The sequence below is a fragment of the Halomonas ramblicola genome, assembly GCF_030409215.1.
Taxonomy (GTDB): Bacteria; Pseudomonadota; Gammaproteobacteria; order Pseudomonadales; family Halomonadaceae; genus Halomonas; species Halomonas ramblicola.
Genome location: NZ_JAUFPL010000016.1, coordinates 180,666 through 195,712, shown reverse-complemented (window position 1 = coordinate 195,712; position 15,047 = coordinate 180,666). Strand labels below are relative to the sequence as shown.

Below are 15,047 nucleotides of genomic sequence, written 5' to 3'. Positions count from 1 at the left end.
TCGCTCATGCCAACCAAGCTCAACAACCGCATAGGGGTAACCAGCATGAAGACAATAAAAGCAAGCGGCATCGTCCTCGCCGGCCTCGTCACCCTGGGAGCCGCGGCCAACGCCTCGGCCAAGGAACTGGCGATCGCCATCCACGTCGAGCCGTCGCACGCCATGTTCAAGGTCGGCGAGCGGCTCAAGGAAAGCATCGAGGAGCAGACCAACGGCGAATTCTCGATCACCCTGCTGGGCACCGAGGTGGGGGGCGAACGCGACCACCTCGAAGGCGCCAGCTACGGCGAATACCATATCGCCCTGGGGGGCTCGATGCCGATGACGCTGTATGCCGAGGAGTTCGCCGCCGCCGACCTGCCCTTCGTTTACAGTTCCAGCGAGCAGGCCCGCGAGGTCTACACCGGCGAGACCGGCGAGCTGCTCAACGAACAGCTGGTCGCCAACGGCAACATGCGCCTGGTCGGGCTGTCCGCGCGTAACCCGCGCAACCTGACCTCCAACTTCCCCGTCAACACCCCGGAGGACATCCAGGACGTGCGCATGCGGGTGCCCGAGATCGCCCCCTGGATCCAGATCTGGGAACAGATTGGCGCCCTGCCGAGCCCCATCGCCTGGCCCGAGGTCTACACCTCGCTGCAGACCGGGGTCATCGAGATGCAGGAAAACCCGGTCGACCTGATCCATGCCGGCAAACTCTATGAGGTGCAGAGCCACATCAACCGCACCGAGCACGTCTACTCCTTCTTCCACTGGCTGATGAACGAGGACTTCTACCAGGGGCTGTCCGACGAGGAGCGCGAGATCGTCATCGGCGCCATCGAGGAGGCCACCAGTTGGGGCGACGACATGGTCGCCAACGGCCAGGCCGACCTCTACGAGGAGCTCCAGGAACTCGACATGACCGTCGTCGAGCCGGACGTGGCCGCCTTCCGCAGCGCCGCCGAACCCGCCATTCGCGACATCGCCGATAGCTACCACCCCGCGGTACGCGACTACGTGCTGTCACTGGTCGAATGAACGGCAGGGCGATCCGCCGCCACCGGCGGATCGCCCCCTCCTCACCACTGCGAACCTCATCCCTCGGAGGCGCCCGTGAAAACTGCGGAACGCATTACCCGTGCCCTCGACCTGTTCTGGCGATTGCTGACCGGTGTCGTCATGACCGCCTTCGCCCTGATGCTGGTCATCATGGCGATCCAGGTCATCTCGCGCTACGTCCTGGGCATTGCCGTGTCCTGGACCGACGAGGCCTCGCGCTACCTCTTCCTCGCCGAGATCTTCCTGGGCTCGGTGCTCGCGCTGCGCTATCAGGAGCATATCCGCATCACCATCGTCACCGACCTCCTGGGTCCGTCGCTGCGCAACATCGCCGCCAGCGTGGCGGACGTGATCTGCGTGCTGGTGCTGCTGATGCTGGTGGTCGGCGCCTGGAACATGATGGACCGCACGGCCGGCATCATGGCCAGCACATTCCGGATGAGCTTTTCCTACATCTACCTCATCCAGCTGATTTCCGCGCTGCTGATGATCGGGCTGCTGCTCGGTGACCTCTACCGGCGCGCCGTCAGCCGCCAGCCCTCCACCGAACACGGCAGGAGTGATTGACCATGGAAGTATTCGTCATCATGTTCGTCGGCCTGATCATCCTGCTGATGATCGGCGTCCCCGTGGCCTTCGCCATGATCGCCTCCTCGGCCCTGGTGCTGGGCTATACCCGCGGCTTCGACGCCATCCCCATGGAGATGATCTCCCAGCGCACGCTCTACGGGGTCAACAGCTTCACCCTGCTGGCCATTCCCGCCTTCCTGCTCATCGGCCGGCTGATGAACAGTGCCGGCATCTCGGACCGCGTGTTCGATGTCGCCCGCACCATGGTCGGCCACCTCAAGGGCGGCCTGGGCCACGTCAACGTCGTCGCCAGCATGCTGTTCGCCGGCATGTCGGGCTCGGCGGTCGCCGACGCCGGCGGGCTCGGCGCGCTCGAGATCAAGGCCATGGAAGACGACGGCTACCCCACCGGCTTCAGTGCCGCGGTCACCGCCAGCTCGGCCACTATCGGCCCGATCATCCCACCCAGCATCCCCGCAGTCATCTACGGGGCCCTGGCCAATGCCTCGATCGCCGCGATCTTCCTGGCCTCGATCATTCCCGGGCTGTTCATGGGCCTGGGGCTGATGGCGATGGTGGCGATCATCTCCCATCGTCGCGGTTTCCCCACCCGGGCCAGGGCGCGTCTGAGCGAGTTCACCCTCGCCATCACGCGCGGCCTGCTGCCGATGCTGACGCCGCTGATCATCATCGTCGGCATCCTCTCGGGCGTGTTCACCCCCACCGAGGCCTCGGTGGTGGCACTGCTCTACTGCCTGATCATCTCGTTTCTGGTCTATCGCTCGATCAGCTTCCGGGAGTTCCTGGAGATCCTGCGCGCCACCGCCATCGACACCGCGGCGCTGCTGTTCATCATCGCCGGCAGCGCGCTGTACAGCTGGGTCCTGGCGCGCTACCAGGTCACCGCCCTGGTAGCCGATTTCCTGCTCGCCACCGTGACCGACCCGCTCTCGCTGCTGCTGTTGCTGGCCCTGTTCATCCTGTTGATCGGGCTGTTCATCGACTCGGTGCCGGCGCTGTTCCTGCTCACCCCGCTGCTGGTCCCGGTGGTGGTGCAGTACGGCATCGATCCGGTGCATTTCGGGGTGATCATGATCTTCACCCTGATGATCGGCCTGATCACGCCGCCGGTCGGCACCGTGCTGTTCACCATACAGAAGATCACCGGCATGTCCTTCGCCGGGCTGGTGCGCGAGACGCTGCCCTTCTACATCCCGCTGCTGCTGGTACTGCTGGTCATCATCAGCTTCCCGGCGGTGGTGATGTTCCTGCCCAACCTGGTCCTCAACTGAGCCAACTGCCGTTCGGCGCTGACGCACAACAACGGCAAACTGCAACCACTAGGAGACTCACATCATGTCAGTACTGATCACGGGGGGGCTCGGCCACGTCGGCTCCTGGGTAGCCTACCAACTGGCCAAGCAAGGCAAGCAAGTCATCATCGCCGACATGGCCGCCGGCCACTTCGACCGGCTGGGGCTCGACTACCTGGAGGAGGTGCGCGACCAGCTGGTGCTGGAAAGCGTCGACGTGCTCGACTACCACAGCATGTTCGAGCTGATGCTGCGCCATCGCGACGACCTCGAGGGTGTGATCCACGGCGTCTCGGTGATCGCCGGGCCGCACTTCCAGCAGCGTCCCTTCAAGCACATCTCGATCAATGCCACCGGCACCCTGAACGTGCTCGAGATCTGTCGCATCCTGGGCATCGACAAGGTCGTCAACATGAGCTCCGGCGCCGTCTACGGTGACGCCCCGGGGCCGCAGAACGAAGCAACCCCCTACAAGGCCACCGATCTCTACGGCGCTACCAAGATCGCCGGCGAGCTCTATGGGCTGCAATACAGCGACACCTACGGCATGGACGTGCGCAACGCACGGCTGTTCTTCGTCTACGGCCCGGGCAAGCGCCCCTCGCACATGCACCTGGTCTACCAGGCACTGTTCGGCCCGCTGGAAAGGCTCGACGACATCCAGGCGCCCAACGGCTCCGAGCAAGCCCTGGACTGGACTCATGTTCACGACACGGCGGCCGGGATCGTCAAGCTGTTCGAGAAGGACAGCGTCACCCAGCGCAACTTCAACATCTCCAGCGGCGTCACCGTCGACCACCTACAGATCGTCGACCACGTCGCCGACATCATCGGCAAGCGCTCCAACATCACGCTCGGTCCCGGTCCCTTCGTGGTCAGGGGCGCCCCGCTGGACATCACCCTGGCCCAACAGGAACTCGGCTTTACCCCCCGATACACGGATATTCGTGAAGGCATCGAGGATTATTGGCAATGGCTCAAGGGGCAATGCCACCAACCGTAAACAGTAACCGTAAAAAGGCGTAGAGTTGCCGTGCCAACACACCGACTGAACTCCCTCAGCTCACCACCCCCGCCCGTCTCAGCCGGGCGATATCGTCCGCGGTGAGGCCCATCTCGGCGAGGATGGCGTCGCTGTCCTGGCCGAGGCGCGGTGGCGCCAGCTCGCTGGTGGCGGACTCGCCGTCGAAGCGCAGCGGATTGGCCACCTGGGGCACGTCCAGTTCGCCGCGGCGCAGGGTGCGACGCATGCCGCGATGGCGTACCTGGGGATCGTCGAACACCTCGGTCAGGGTATTGATGGGCCCGGCGGGGATGCCGCTGGCCTCCAGGTCGGCGAGCCAGGCGTCGCGGTCGCGGGTGGCGAGGATCGCCTGGATCCGCGGCACCAGCGCCTCGCGGTTGCTCACCCGGGCGGCGTTGGTGGCGTAGGCGGGATCCTCGGCCCACTCCGAATGGCCGAGCAGTGCGGCGAAGCGGGCGAACTGGGCGTCGTTGCCCACGGTGAGTACCAGGTGGCCGTCGGCGCAGGCGAAGGCCTGGTAGGGCACGATATTGGGATGGGCGTTGCCGTGGCGCACAGGCGAGCGCCCGGTGACCAGGGCGTTGAGGGCCTGGTTGGCCAGGGTGGCCACCTGGACGTCGAGCAGCGCCAGGTCCACGTGGCGTCCCCTCCCCGTGCGCTGCCGCTCCTGCAGCGCCGCCAGCACCCCGATGGTGGCGTAGAGGCCGGTCATCACGTCGGTGATCGCCACGCCGGTCTTCATGGGCATGCCGTCGGGCTCGCCGGAGAGGCTCATCAGCCCGCCCATGGCCTGGATCATGAAGTCGTAGCCGGCGCGATGGGCATAGGGGCCGTCCTGGCCGAAGCCGGTGATGGAGCAACCGATCAGCCGCGGGTTCTCCGCCCGCAGGCTGGCGTAGTCCAGGCCGTACCTGGCCAGGCCGCCGACCTTGAAGTTCTCCAGCAGGATATCGGCGCCCTCGGCGAGCCGCCTCACCAGCGCCTGCCCCCGTTCGCTGGCGATATCCACGGCCAGCGACTGCTTGCCTCGGTTGGCGCACAGGTAGTAGGCGGCGGCCCGCTCCAGGGCGTCGTGCTCGGCTAGCCAGGGGGGCCCCCAGCCGCGGGTGTCGTCGCCGCGCTCGGGGTGTTCGACCTTGATCACCCGGGCGCCCAGGTCGGCGAGCAGCTGGCCGGCCCAGGGGCCGGCCAGTACCCGCGACATATCGAGTACCGTGATACCGTCCAGCGGTCGGCTCATACTGACTCCTTGCTCACTCGGGGCTGATCCGGCAACAAGCCTCACATCCTTCGGCTTGTCCCCGGCGCCCCTCGTTACAGGCAACTTCTTGAATGTGGAAGATCAGCCGGTAAAGGCCTGCAGGCCGGTCTGGGCGCGGCCCAGGATCAGCGCATGCACGTCGTGGGTGCCCTCGTAGGTGTTGACCGCCTCCAGGTTCATCACGTGGCGGATCACGTGGTACTCGTCGCTGATGCCGTTGCCGCCGTGCATGTCGCGGGCCACCCGGGCGATGTCCAGGGCCTTGCCGCAGTTGTTGCGCTTGATCAGCGAGATCGCCTCGGGCACCAGCTGGCCGTCGTCGATCATGCGCCCGACCCGTAGCGAGGCCTGCAGGCCCAGGGCGATCTCGGTCTGCATATCGGCGAGCTTCTTCTGGATCAGCTGGTTGGCGGCCAGCGGGCGGCCGAACTGCTGGCGCTCCAGGGTGTAGTCGCGGGCGGCGTGCCAGCACGCCTCGGCGGCGCCCATGGCCCCCCAGCTGATACCGTAGCGGGCCCGGTTGAGGCAGGAGAAGGGCCCCTTGAGACCGGTCACGCCGGGCAGGCGCTGGTCATCGGAGACCTCCACGTCCTGGATGGCGATCTGGCCGGTAACCGAGGCGCGCAGGCTGAACTTGCCCTCGATCTTGGGGGCGCTGAGCCCCTTCATGCCCTTCTCGAGGATGAAACCGTTGACCACGCCTTCGTCGTCGCGCGCCCAGACCACGAAGACGTCGGCGATGGGGGAGTTGGTGATCCAGGTCTTGGTGCCGTTGAGGCGCCAACCGCTCTCGGTGCGGGTGGCGCGGGTGCTCATGCCGCCCGGGTCGGAGCCGTGATCCGGCTCGGTGAGGCCGAAGGCGCCCACCCACTCGCCGCTGGCCAGCTTCGGCAGGTACTTCTCGCGCTGGGCCTCGCTGCCGAAGGCATGGATGGGGTACATGACCAGGCTGGACTGGACGCTCATGGCGCTGCGATAGCCGGAGTCGACCCGCTCCACCTCGCGGGCGACCAAGCCGTAGCTGACGTAGTTGAGGCCGGCGCAGCCATAGCCGTCGATGGTGGCGCCGAGCAGGCCCAGCTCGCCCATCTCGTTCATGATCTCGCGGTGAAAGATCTCGTGGCGGTTGGCCTCCAGGACCCGCGGCAGCAGCTTCTCCTGACAGTAGTCGTGGGCGGTCTGCTGGACCATGCGCTCGTCTTCGGAGAGCTGGTCGGCGAGGCGGAAGGGGTCGTCCCAGGTAATGGGGGTGATCTGGCTCATGGCGGGCTCCTCGAGGCGATCGGGATAATTTCTACATTTTTGATAAATGTAGACCAATTATCCCTTCCTGCCAAGCCGGAGCCGTGAGATGACTGCTAGCGATAACGCGCCAGCACCCGCCGGGTCTGCCACCAGGCGATCGCAGCCATCAGCAGGTTGGCAGTGAGCATCCCGGCGAACACGCCGGTGGTACCGGCCAGCCGGCCGCCCAGCCAGGCCAGCGGCACGGTGAGCACGAACAGCCGTATCACCGACAGGCGCATGGCCCGGGCCGGGCGATGCAGGGCATTGCAGGAAGACACCGCCAGGATCACCACGCCCTGGGCCCCTAGCCCCAGCGGCACCAGCCACAGGAAGGCGCGCAGCGCCTCCCCCACCGCCTCGCGTTCGGCGTAACCGGTCACCAGCCAGGGGGCGATTCCCTGCAGCGCCGCCCAGACCAGCAGCTGCCAGGCCAGCACGAAGACGAAGCAGCCCAGGATGGCCCGACGCACTCGATCGTACTGGCCGGCACCGGCGTTCTGGCTGACCAGCGGCGAGAGCGTCATGGAGAGCCCCAGCACGACGATCTGGGCGATGGCATCGATGCGGGTGCCGACGCCGAAGGCGGCCACGGCATCGTGCCCGTGGCCGGCGACGATGCGCGTCAGCAGGCCCACCGCGAGCGGTGTGAAGACGCTGGTGATGGCGGCCGGCCCGGCGATGCGCCCGAGTTCCCGCCACGAGTCCAGCAGCCCGCGGGGCGTCAGCCCGGCCAGGTCGAAGAGCTGGCGCAGCTCGCGGTGCAGCACCAGCACGGCCGCCATCAGCGTCCAGCTCAGCACGGTGGCCAGCGCCGCCCCGGCCACGCCCAGCGCCGGGAAGGGTCCCACGCCGAAGATCAGCCACCAGTCCAGCACCACGTTGACGCCGGCGGCCAGCGCCATCATCAGCCCCTGGGTGACGGTGTTGCCGTGGGCCCGCAGGACGCTGTTGAGCACTCGCGGCACGATCATCGCCGCCGCCCCGAAGTACCAGATCCCCATGTAGTCGCGGATGTGCGGCATCAGGGCGGCATCGGCCCCCAGCAGGCGGAACAGCGGATCCAGGGTGGCCAGGCCCAGTGCCGTCATGGCCAGCCCCACCGCCAGCCCCAGCAGGGCGGCATCGGTGGCCCGCCGGCGCACCCGGGCATGGTCGCCCTGCCCCAGCCGCCGCCCCACCACCGCCGAGGTGCCGATGCCCAGGCCGATGGCCAGGCTGATCACGGTGAACACCACCGGGAAGGTGAAGGAGACCGCCGCCAGGGGTTCGGTACCCAGCCGCGAGATGAACCAGGTGTCCACCAGGTTGAAGCTCATCATGGCGGCCATGCCGGCGATGACCGGCAGGGTCTTGCGCAGCAGGGTCACCCCGATGGGCGCCTCGAGGAGGTCGCGGCGCACGGGGCGACGAGTCACGCCGGGGGCAGTCAACCTATCACTTGTCGCTTCGGTACTCGAGGCTCGGAATTACGCTTCCCCGGCCCGATAGAGCCGCTGGATGCTGGAGAAGTCCAGGCCACCGTTGCCCTGGGCGCTGTGCAGGGCGAAGAGATTGCGCGCCTGGGAGCCCATGGGCACCGTGGACTTCGAACCCAGCGCCAGCTCCCAGGCCAGGCCCAGGTCCTTGGCCATCAGGTCGGTGAGGAAGCCGCCCTGGTAGTCGCGGGAGGCGGCGGAGCCCTCCATCACGCCGGGCCAGGGGTTGTAGACGTTGAGCGCCCAGTTGCCGCCGCTGCTCTGCTTCATGATCTCGGAGAGCACCGTCGGGTCCATGCCGTTCCGGACGCCCAGCGCCAGCGCCTCGGCGGTGCCGGACATCAGGATGCCGAGCAGCATGTTGTTGCAGATCTTGGCCACCTGGCCCGAGCCGTTGTCGCCGGCGTGGAAGATGTTCTTGCCCATGGCCTCCAGCACCGGCCGGGCCTGGGCGAAGCCCTCCTCCGAGCCACCGACGATGAAGGTCAGGGTGCCGGCCTTGGCGCCGCCCACGCCGCCGGAGACCGGGGCGTCCAGCCAGGTCAGGCCGCGCTCGGTGGCGGCCGCGGCCACGTAGCGGGCATCGTCCGGGGAGATGGTCGAGGCGTCGATGATCAGCGGCGCGTCCGGCAGGGCGTCAAGCAGCCCGGAGGCGCCGTCGCGGCCCAGGTAGAGCCCCTTGATGTGGGTGCCGGCGGGCAGCATGGAGATGACCACCTCGGCGCCGCGGGCGGCGGCCTCGGCGCTCTCCCCGCGGCTGGCGCCCTCGGCCTCCAGGGCCTGGATGGCACTCTCCACCAGGTCGAAGACGGTGACCTCGTGGCCGGCCTTGACCAGGTTGCTGGCCATGGGGGCGCCCATGTTACCCAGTCCGATAAAGGCGATCTTCATGGCGGTGCTCCTGTGATGGTGCGTGATTGTCAGGATAGGAGGCCGGGGTTCAGCCGACACGGTGGCCGACGCCCAAGTCGCGCAGCGGGTGCTCCTCGGCGTGCCAGGGAGCGACGAACATCGCCTGCAGGAACGCCTCGGGCACGCTGTCGACGTCGGCGTGGCGCCAGCGCGGCGCCTTGTCCTTGTCGATCAGCAGGGCACGCACGCCCTCGACGAAGTCGCCCTGGCGGCAGCACTGCACCGAGAGCACCAGCTCGTCGCGGAAGGCATCGGCCAGGCTGGTGTGGGCATGGCGTTCGAGCATGCGCCACACCAGTTGGGCGGTGAGCGGACAGCCCGCGGCCAGGCGACCGCGGTTGGCGGCCAGCCACCCGTCGTCGTTGTCGTCGGCCAGGATACGCCGCACGGCAGTGGCGGCGTCGACGCTTCCCACCAGGGCCTGGATATGGTCCAGGCGCGGCATCACCTGCCCGGCCGGGGCCTGGTCACGGGCCTCGAAGGGGTCGAGTACGGCCTGGACGGCACCGCGCAGGCCCGCTTCGCTGCGGTCGCCGAAGTCGGCCTCGGCCAGGGCCTCCAGCACGGCGTCGCGGCACTCGTGGGGAATGAAGCGGTCGGCCAGCCCCAGGTCGATGGCGTCGCGGGCGTTGAGCTGGGCGCCGGTCAACCCCAGGTAGGCGCCAACCCGCGCCGGCATGCGGTTGAGGAACCAGCTGGCGCCGATATCGGGATAGAGGCCGATGGTGATCTCGGGCATGGCGATGCGGGTGGTCTCGGTGACCAGGCGCTGGAAGCCGCCGGCCATCAGCCCCAGGCCGCCGCCCATGACGATGCCATCGCCCCACACCAGCAACGGCTTGGGGTAGGTGTGGATGCGGTAGTCGAGATGGTACTCCTGGGCGAAGTAGGTCTCGGCCAGCAGGCTGTCGCGACCGGCCCCACGGTTCTCGCCCTCTTCGGTCAGCGACCGGTAGAGGGCCACCACATCGCCACCGGCACAGAAGGCCTTGTCGCCACTGCCTTCGAGCCATACCGCCACGATGCTGCGATCCACGGCCCAGGCGTCGAGCTTGGCCTCGAGCTGGCGCGCCATCTCCAGGGAGAGCGAGTTGAGGGAGCGCGGGGCGTTGAGGGTCGCCACGCCGATCCGCCCACCATCGGCGGTGGGCAGCTCGTCGAAGAGCACGGGAAGGTCCGACATCGGTGTTGGTCTCCTATTGCAGCGATTCGATGACGCCGTCGGCCAGCAGGCGGCGGGCGACGATCAGGCGCATGATCTCGTTGGTGCCCTCGAGGATCTGGTGGACCCGGGTATCGCGAACCATGCGCTCCAGGGGAAACTCCCTGAGGTAACCGTACCCCCCGTGGATCTGCAATGCCTCGTTGCAGACATTGAAGCCCATGTCGGTGGCGATGCGCTTGGCCATGGCGCAGTGGGCGGTGGCCTCCGGGTCGCCCCGATCGAGGCGCCAGGCGGCGTGGCGCACCATCAGGCGGGCCGCCAGCAGGTCGCTGGCCATGTCGGCGAGCTTGAACTGCAACGCCTGGAAGCTCGACAGCTCGCGGCCGAACTGCTTGCGCTCGCCCATGTAGTCGCGAGCCAGGGTCAGCGCCCGCTGGGCCGCCCCCAGGGAGCAGCTGGCGATATTGAGACGCCCGCCGTCGAGGCCCTTCATGGCCAGCTTGAAGCCCTCGCCCTCCGCACCCAGCCGGTTGGCGACGGGCACGCGCACGCCGTCGAAGCTGACCAGCCGGGTCGGCTGGCTCTTCCAGCCCATCTTCTGCTCGTTCTTGCCGTACTCGATGCCCGCGGCATCGGCCGGCACCAGGATCGCCGACACCCCGCCGGCACCGCTGTCCGGCGCGCCGGTGCGGGCCATCACCACCAGCACGTCGTTGGCGCCGGCGCCGGAGATAAACATCTTCGAGCCGCTGATCACATAATCATCACCGTCACGCACCGCCTTGGTGCGCAGGCTGGCGGCGTCCGAGCCGGCACCCGGCTCGGTCAGGCAGTAGCAGCCCAGGCACTCCCCGCTGATCAGGCGCTCCACCCAGGCCTCGCGCAACGCCTCGTCGCCCCAGCTGGCGACCATCCAGGCCACCATGTTGTGGATGGTAAGATAGGCGGTGGTAGAGATGCAGCCCTGGGAGAGCTGCTCGAAGATCAGCGAGGCATCCAGGCGGGACAGCCCCAGACCTCCCCGCTCCTCGGGGATATAGATCCCCAGGAAGCCGGCCTCGCCGGCACGGCGGATCACGTCGACCGGGAAATGCGACTCGGCATCCCACTGCGCGGCGTGGTCGGCCAGCTCGGCCCGGGAGAAGTCGGCGGCGGCCTGGACCAGCGCCTTCTGGTCGTCGCTCAAGGAAAAGTCCATGGCGGTATCCTCGTCTCACGTGTCATTGCACTTGTCGTGTATCGCGTCGTACCGGAAGCCGGCAGCGTGGCTGGCTCCCAACCTAGCACTTGCTAGGTTTATCCCATATCACCCCATGGTCGAACAAGCACTTTACGTTAACGTAAACCTAGGCTAGTGTTGCCGTCAGGTGGACGGCCCCGTGTCGCCCGCCCCCAAAAAGGAAGACGCCCATGACCCAGCGCACATCGAACGCCTCGCCCACCGGCAACAACGGCGGCGCCCTGCCCCGCCAGCGTCGTACCTATACGATCGGCGAACTGTCGAAGATGTTCGAGGTGACGCCGCGGACGATCCGGTTCTACGAACAGGAGGGGCTGCTGGCCCCCGAGCGGCGCGGCCAGACCCGCATCTATCACGAGAAGGACCGGGTGCGCCTCAAGCTCACCCTGCGCGGCAAGCGGCTGGGCTTCTCGCTGGCCGAGATCCGCGAGGTGGTGGAGATGTACGACGCCATGCCCGACGGCAATACGCGCCAGCTCGAGCGTCTTCTGGAGATCCTGGCCGACAAGCGGGCCAACCTGGAACGCCAGTTGGAGGACATCCGGTTGATGCAGCGCGAGCTCGACGACGTGGAGGCCCGCGCCCGCGAGGTGCTGACCCGCCTCGGCGCCCAGCCACCGGCGACCTGAACAGTAACAACTGCGAGACGCACACCATGACACGCCAACACACTCCGATCAGCTACGTCAGCGGCATCAGCGACACCCCCCTCAAGGGCCAGACCATCGGCGACTGCTTCGACGATACCGTGGCCCGCTTCCCCGACCGCGACGCCCTGCTGAGCCTCCACCAGGGGCTGCGCTACACCTGGCAGGAGCTGCAGGCCGCGGTGGACGAGGCCGCCCGCGCCCTGATGGCGCTGGGGGTGAAGAAGGGTGACCGGGTCGGCATCTGGTCACCCAACTGCGCCGAGTGGACCATCACCCAGTTCGCCACCGCCAAGATCGGCGCCATCCTGGTCAACATCAATCCCAGCTACCGCACTCACGAACTCGAGTACGCCCTCAAGCAGTCCGGCACCACCACCCTGATACTACAGGGCGCCTTCAAGACCTCCGACTATGTGGCGACGCTCGCCGAGCTGGCACCGGAGCTCAATAAAGGGCAGGCACCGGAGCATAAAGGGCAGGCCCCGGAGCGGCGCGACGGTCCCCCCGATGCCTTGGCCTGCCAGCGCCTGCCGGAGCTCGAGCGGGTTATCTGCCTGGACGCCGATCGGGCCCTGGCCGGCATGCTCAGCTGGCAGGGCATGCTGGCCCATGCCGACGAGGTCGCCGCCGAGCACCTGGCCGAGGTGCAGGCCACCCTGCAGTTCGATGACCCGATCAACATCCAGTACACCTCGGGCACCACCGGGGCGCCCAAGGGGGCGACCCTCTCCCACCACAACATCCTCAACAACGGCTTCTTCGTGGCGCGCACCATGAACTTCACCGAGGCCGACCGCCTGGTGATCCCGGTGCCCCTCTATCATTGCTTCGGCATGGTGATGGGCAACCTGGGCTGCGTGACCCACGGCGCCACCATGATCTATCCCGGCGACGGCTTCGAGCCCGAGGCCACCCTGCGTGCCGTGGCCGAGGAGCGCGCCACCGCCCTCTACGGCGTCCCCACCATGTTCATCGCCGAGCTCGAGCACCCCGAGTTCGAACGCTTCGACCTCTCCAGCCTGCGCACCGGCATCATGGCTGGCTCCATCTGCCCCATCGAGGTGATGCGCAAGGTCATCGAGCGCATGCACATGCAGGACGTCACCATCTGCTACGGCATGACCGAGACCAGCCCGGTGAGCTTCCAGACCCAGACCGACGCCCCGCTGGAGAAGCGCGTGACCACCGTGGGCACCATCCACCCCCACCTGGAGGTCAAGCTGGTCAGCCCCGAGACCGGCGCCGTGGTGCCCCGCGGCGAGACCGGCGAGCTGTGCACCCGCGGCTACAGCGTGATGCTCGGCTACTGGAACAACCCGGAAGCCACCGCCAAGGCCATCGACGCGGCCGGCTGGATGCACACCGGCGACCTGGCCACCATGGACGACGAGGGCTACGTGGCCATCGTGGGGCGCATCAAGGACATGATCATCCGCGGCGGCGAGAACATCTATCCCCGCGAGATCGAGGACTTCCTCTATACCCACCCGGCGATCTCCGACGTCCAGGTGATCGGCGTGCCCGACGAGAAGTACGGCGAGGAGGTGATGGCCTGGGTCAAGCTCTCCGACGGCGAGTCCCTCACCGAGGAGGAGCTCAAGGCGTTCTGCAAGGGCCAGATCGCCCACTACAAGATCCCGCGCTACGTGAAGTTCGTCGACGAGTTCCCGATGACCGTCACCGGCAAGATCCAGAAGTTCAAGATGCGTGAGGAAGCCACCCACGAGTTGGGGCTGGACTAGGCGACGGCCGCCCGGCGAGGACTGGCGAGTATCCGCCTCAGCACCCCCCAGGCGGCCAGGCCGGCCAGCAGGTTGCCCAGCGCCGCCCCCGCGGCCAGCCCGGTCAGGCCACCGAACCAGGCGCCTGCCCCCAGGCAGGGCAGGTAGAAGAGGAACAGCCGGGCGCCCGACATCAGCATGGCGCGCAGCGGCCAGCCCAGGGCATTGCCCGCCGAGACCACCAGCATGCACACGCCCAACGCAGCATAGCTGGGCAGCAGGAAGCGGATCAGCATGGCCAGGTCGTCGCGCACCTCGGGGTTGCCGGACAGCCCCTGCGCCACCCAGGGCGCGGCCAGGGCCATGGCCAGGCCCAGCGCCAGTTGCCAGGCCACCACCGCCCTGAGCGCCAGGCGCATCAGGCGGTGCACCTGCTCCCAGTCGCCGGCGCCGTAGCAACGTCCCAGCCAGGGCGGCAGCGACATGGTCATGGCCAGCACCACCATCAACGATAGGGTCTCCAGGCGGCTGGCCAGTCCCCAGGCCGCTACCTGGGCCTCGCCCAGGGTCGCCACCACCGCGATCGCCAGCATGGCCGCCAGGGGCGGCATCAGCTGACTGACCATGGCCGGCCCGGCGATGCCGATGAAGGGGCGTGCCGAGGCGCGCAGCTCGGCCCCCAGGCCCTCCCCCGTCAGCCAGTCGGTGCCCCGCAGGCGGTCGCCCAGCACGGCCAGCCCCGCCGCGAAGGCGAGGGTCGTGGCCCAGGCGGCGCCGGGCAGGCCGAGTCCCTCCCAGCCCCCCACCCCGAAGATTAGCAGCGGATCCAGTACCAGGTTGACCAGGCTGGTGACCACCATCAGGATCCCCGGCAGTCGGGTATTGCCATGGGCGCGAAACAGGCTGTAGCCGAAGTAGAGCGCCGCCCCGAACCAGGCGGCCAGCAGTTGGGGCGCCCAGTAGCCACGAATCAGCTCGCGGGTGGCGGCGTCGGCGCCGAGCCGGGCGAAGACCGGCGTCTGCACGGCCCACAGCACCACCACCAGGACGGCGATGACGCTGGCCCCGAGCAGCAGCACCAGGCTCCCCAGGCGTCTGGCACGGGCCAGCTGCTCGGCGCCCAGGGCGCGGGAGATGAGCGCGGCGATGGCGATGCCCATCCCCACCTGGATGCCGATGATCAGGAAAGACAGCGGGAAGGTGAAGGACTGGGCCGCCAGCGGCGCGGTGCCGAGACGCGCGATGAAGGCACTGTCCACCAGTTGGAAGCCGAGCAGCGCCAATACGCCGATGGCCATGGGCCAGGTCTGGCGCCACAGGGTCGGGCCCAGGGAGTCACGGGATCGGGACACGACAGCTCCTGATGGGAAGGGAGGCGCCGCATTCTA

General features: G+C 67.8%; 13 protein-coding genes. 6 read left to right on the top strand and 7 right to left on the bottom strand.

Annotated features, from left to right (window positions below):
- The first annotated feature begins 6 nt into the window (after positions 1-6).
- From QWY80_RS03885 to QWY80_RS03870, 4 genes are all read left to right on the top strand, one after another.
- Complete coding sequence (locus tag QWY80_RS03885; RefSeq protein WP_290229386.1) at positions 7-1,020, top strand: TRAP transporter substrate-binding protein; 1,014 nt, start codon at positions 7-9, stop codon at positions 1,018-1,020.
- A gap of 75 nt (positions 1,021-1,095) precedes the next feature.
- Positions 1,096-1,608: a TRAP transporter small permease gene (locus tag QWY80_RS03880; RefSeq protein ID WP_290229385.1), complete on the top strand. Its 513-nt coding sequence runs from the start codon at positions 1,096-1,098 to the stop codon at positions 1,606-1,608.
- 2 nt (positions 1,609-1,610) lie between these two features.
- On the top strand, positions 1,611-2,903 hold the full coding sequence (locus QWY80_RS03875) for a TRAP transporter large permease (protein WP_290229384.1): 1,293 nt from the start codon (positions 1,611-1,613) through the stop codon (positions 2,901-2,903).
- 64 nt (positions 2,904-2,967) lie between these two features.
- Complete coding sequence (locus QWY80_RS03870; protein ID WP_290229383.1) at positions 2,968-3,927, top strand: NAD-dependent epimerase/dehydratase family protein; 960 nt, start codon at positions 2,968-2,970, stop codon at positions 3,925-3,927.
- Between the two features lie 55 nt (positions 3,928-3,982).
- Here QWY80_RS03870 and QWY80_RS03865 read toward each other — a convergent pair whose 3' ends face one another.
- The 6 genes from QWY80_RS03865 to QWY80_RS03840 all read right to left on the bottom strand — a co-directional run bounded on the left by QWY80_RS03865 (position 3,983) and on the right by QWY80_RS03840 (position 11,246).
- Entirely contained in the window at positions 3,983-5,188 is a 1,206-nt protein-coding gene (locus QWY80_RS03865) for a CaiB/BaiF CoA transferase family protein (protein WP_290229382.1), read from the bottom strand.
- 102 nt (positions 5,189-5,290) lie between these two features.
- On the bottom strand, positions 5,291-6,472 hold the full coding sequence (locus tag QWY80_RS03860) for an acyl-CoA dehydrogenase (protein ID WP_290229381.1): 1,182 nt from the start codon (positions 6,470-6,472) through the stop codon (positions 5,291-5,293).
- Between the two features lie 95 nt (positions 6,473-6,567).
- On the bottom strand, positions 6,568-7,911 hold the full coding sequence (locus QWY80_RS03855) for an MATE family efflux transporter (protein ID WP_290229380.1): 1,344 nt from the start codon (positions 7,909-7,911) through the stop codon (positions 6,568-6,570).
- 51 nt (positions 7,912-7,962) lie between these two features.
- A complete protein-coding gene (mmsB, locus tag QWY80_RS03850) occupies positions 7,963-8,862 on the bottom strand; it encodes a 3-hydroxyisobutyrate dehydrogenase (protein WP_290229379.1) in 900 nt (299 codons plus the stop codon).
- Positions 8,863-8,911: 49 nt separating this feature from the next.
- Positions 8,912-10,066: an enoyl-CoA hydratase/isomerase family protein gene (locus QWY80_RS03845; RefSeq protein ID WP_290229378.1), complete on the bottom strand. Its 1,155-nt coding sequence runs from the start codon at positions 10,064-10,066 to the stop codon at positions 8,912-8,914.
- 13 nt (positions 10,067-10,079) lie between these two features.
- Positions 10,080-11,246, bottom strand: a complete 1,167-nt coding sequence (locus tag QWY80_RS03840) for an acyl-CoA dehydrogenase family protein (RefSeq protein WP_290229377.1) — start codon at positions 11,244-11,246, stop codon at positions 10,080-10,082.
- A gap of 212 nt (positions 11,247-11,458) precedes the next feature.
- Between QWY80_RS03840 and QWY80_RS03835 the strand changes: the two genes are divergently transcribed.
- Both QWY80_RS03835 and QWY80_RS03830 read left to right on the top strand, forming a co-directional pair.
- Positions 11,459-11,917, top strand: a complete 459-nt coding sequence (locus tag QWY80_RS03835; protein WP_290229376.1) for a MerR family transcriptional regulator — start codon at positions 11,459-11,461, stop codon at positions 11,915-11,917.
- Between the two features lie 26 nt (positions 11,918-11,943).
- Positions 11,944-13,680, top strand: coding sequence for an AMP-binding protein (locus QWY80_RS03830; protein WP_290229375.1), 1,737 nt, complete (start codon positions 11,944-11,946; stop codon positions 13,678-13,680).
- Here the strand turns inward: QWY80_RS03830 and QWY80_RS03825 are convergent.
- Complete coding sequence (locus QWY80_RS03825; protein ID WP_290229465.1) at positions 13,677-14,957, bottom strand: MATE family efflux transporter; 1,281 nt, start codon at positions 14,955-14,957, stop codon at positions 13,677-13,679. The genes QWY80_RS03830 and QWY80_RS03825 overlap by 4 nt on opposite strands.
- Between the last annotated feature and the right edge of the window lie 90 nt (positions 14,958-15,047).

What these genes read in the sequence shown, in the direction of transcription:
- QWY80_RS03885 (WP_290229386.1), top strand. Translation starts at nt 7, where the DNA reads ATGCCAACCAAGCTCAACAACCGCATAGGGGTAACCAGCATGAAGACA.
- QWY80_RS03875 (WP_290229384.1), top strand. Translation starts at nt 1,611, where the DNA reads ATGGAAGTATTCGTCATCATGTTCGTCGGCCTGATCATCCTGCTGATG.
- QWY80_RS03870 (WP_290229383.1), top strand. Translation starts at nt 2,968, where the DNA reads ATGTCAGTACTGATCACGGGGGGGCTCGGCCACGTCGGCTCCTGGGTA.
- QWY80_RS03865 (WP_290229382.1), bottom strand. Translation starts at nt 5,188, where the DNA reads ATGAGCCGACCGCTGGACGGTATCACGGTACTCGATATGTCGCGGGTA.
- QWY80_RS03860 (WP_290229381.1), bottom strand. Translation starts at nt 6,472, where the DNA reads ATGAGCCAGATCACCCCCATTACCTGGGACGACCCCTTCCGCCTCGCC.
- mmsB (WP_290229379.1), bottom strand. Translation starts at nt 8,862, where the DNA reads ATGAAGATCGCCTTTATCGGACTGGGTAACATGGGCGCCCCCATGGCC.
- QWY80_RS03845 (WP_290229378.1), bottom strand. Translation starts at nt 10,066, where the DNA reads ATGTCGGACCTTCCCGTGCTCTTCGACGAGCTGCCCACCGCCGATGGT.
- QWY80_RS03840 (WP_290229377.1), bottom strand. Translation starts at nt 11,246, where the DNA reads ATGGACTTTTCCTTGAGCGACGACCAGAAGGCGCTGGTCCAGGCCGCC.
- QWY80_RS03835 (WP_290229376.1), top strand. Translation starts at nt 11,459, where the DNA reads ATGACCCAGCGCACATCGAACGCCTCGCCCACCGGCAACAACGGCGGC.
- QWY80_RS03830 (WP_290229375.1), top strand. Translation starts at nt 11,944, where the DNA reads ATGACACGCCAACACACTCCGATCAGCTACGTCAGCGGCATCAGCGAC.
- QWY80_RS03825 (WP_290229465.1), bottom strand. Translation starts at nt 14,957, where the DNA reads ATGGCCATCGGCGTATTGGCGCTGCTCGGCTTCCAACTGGTGGACAGT.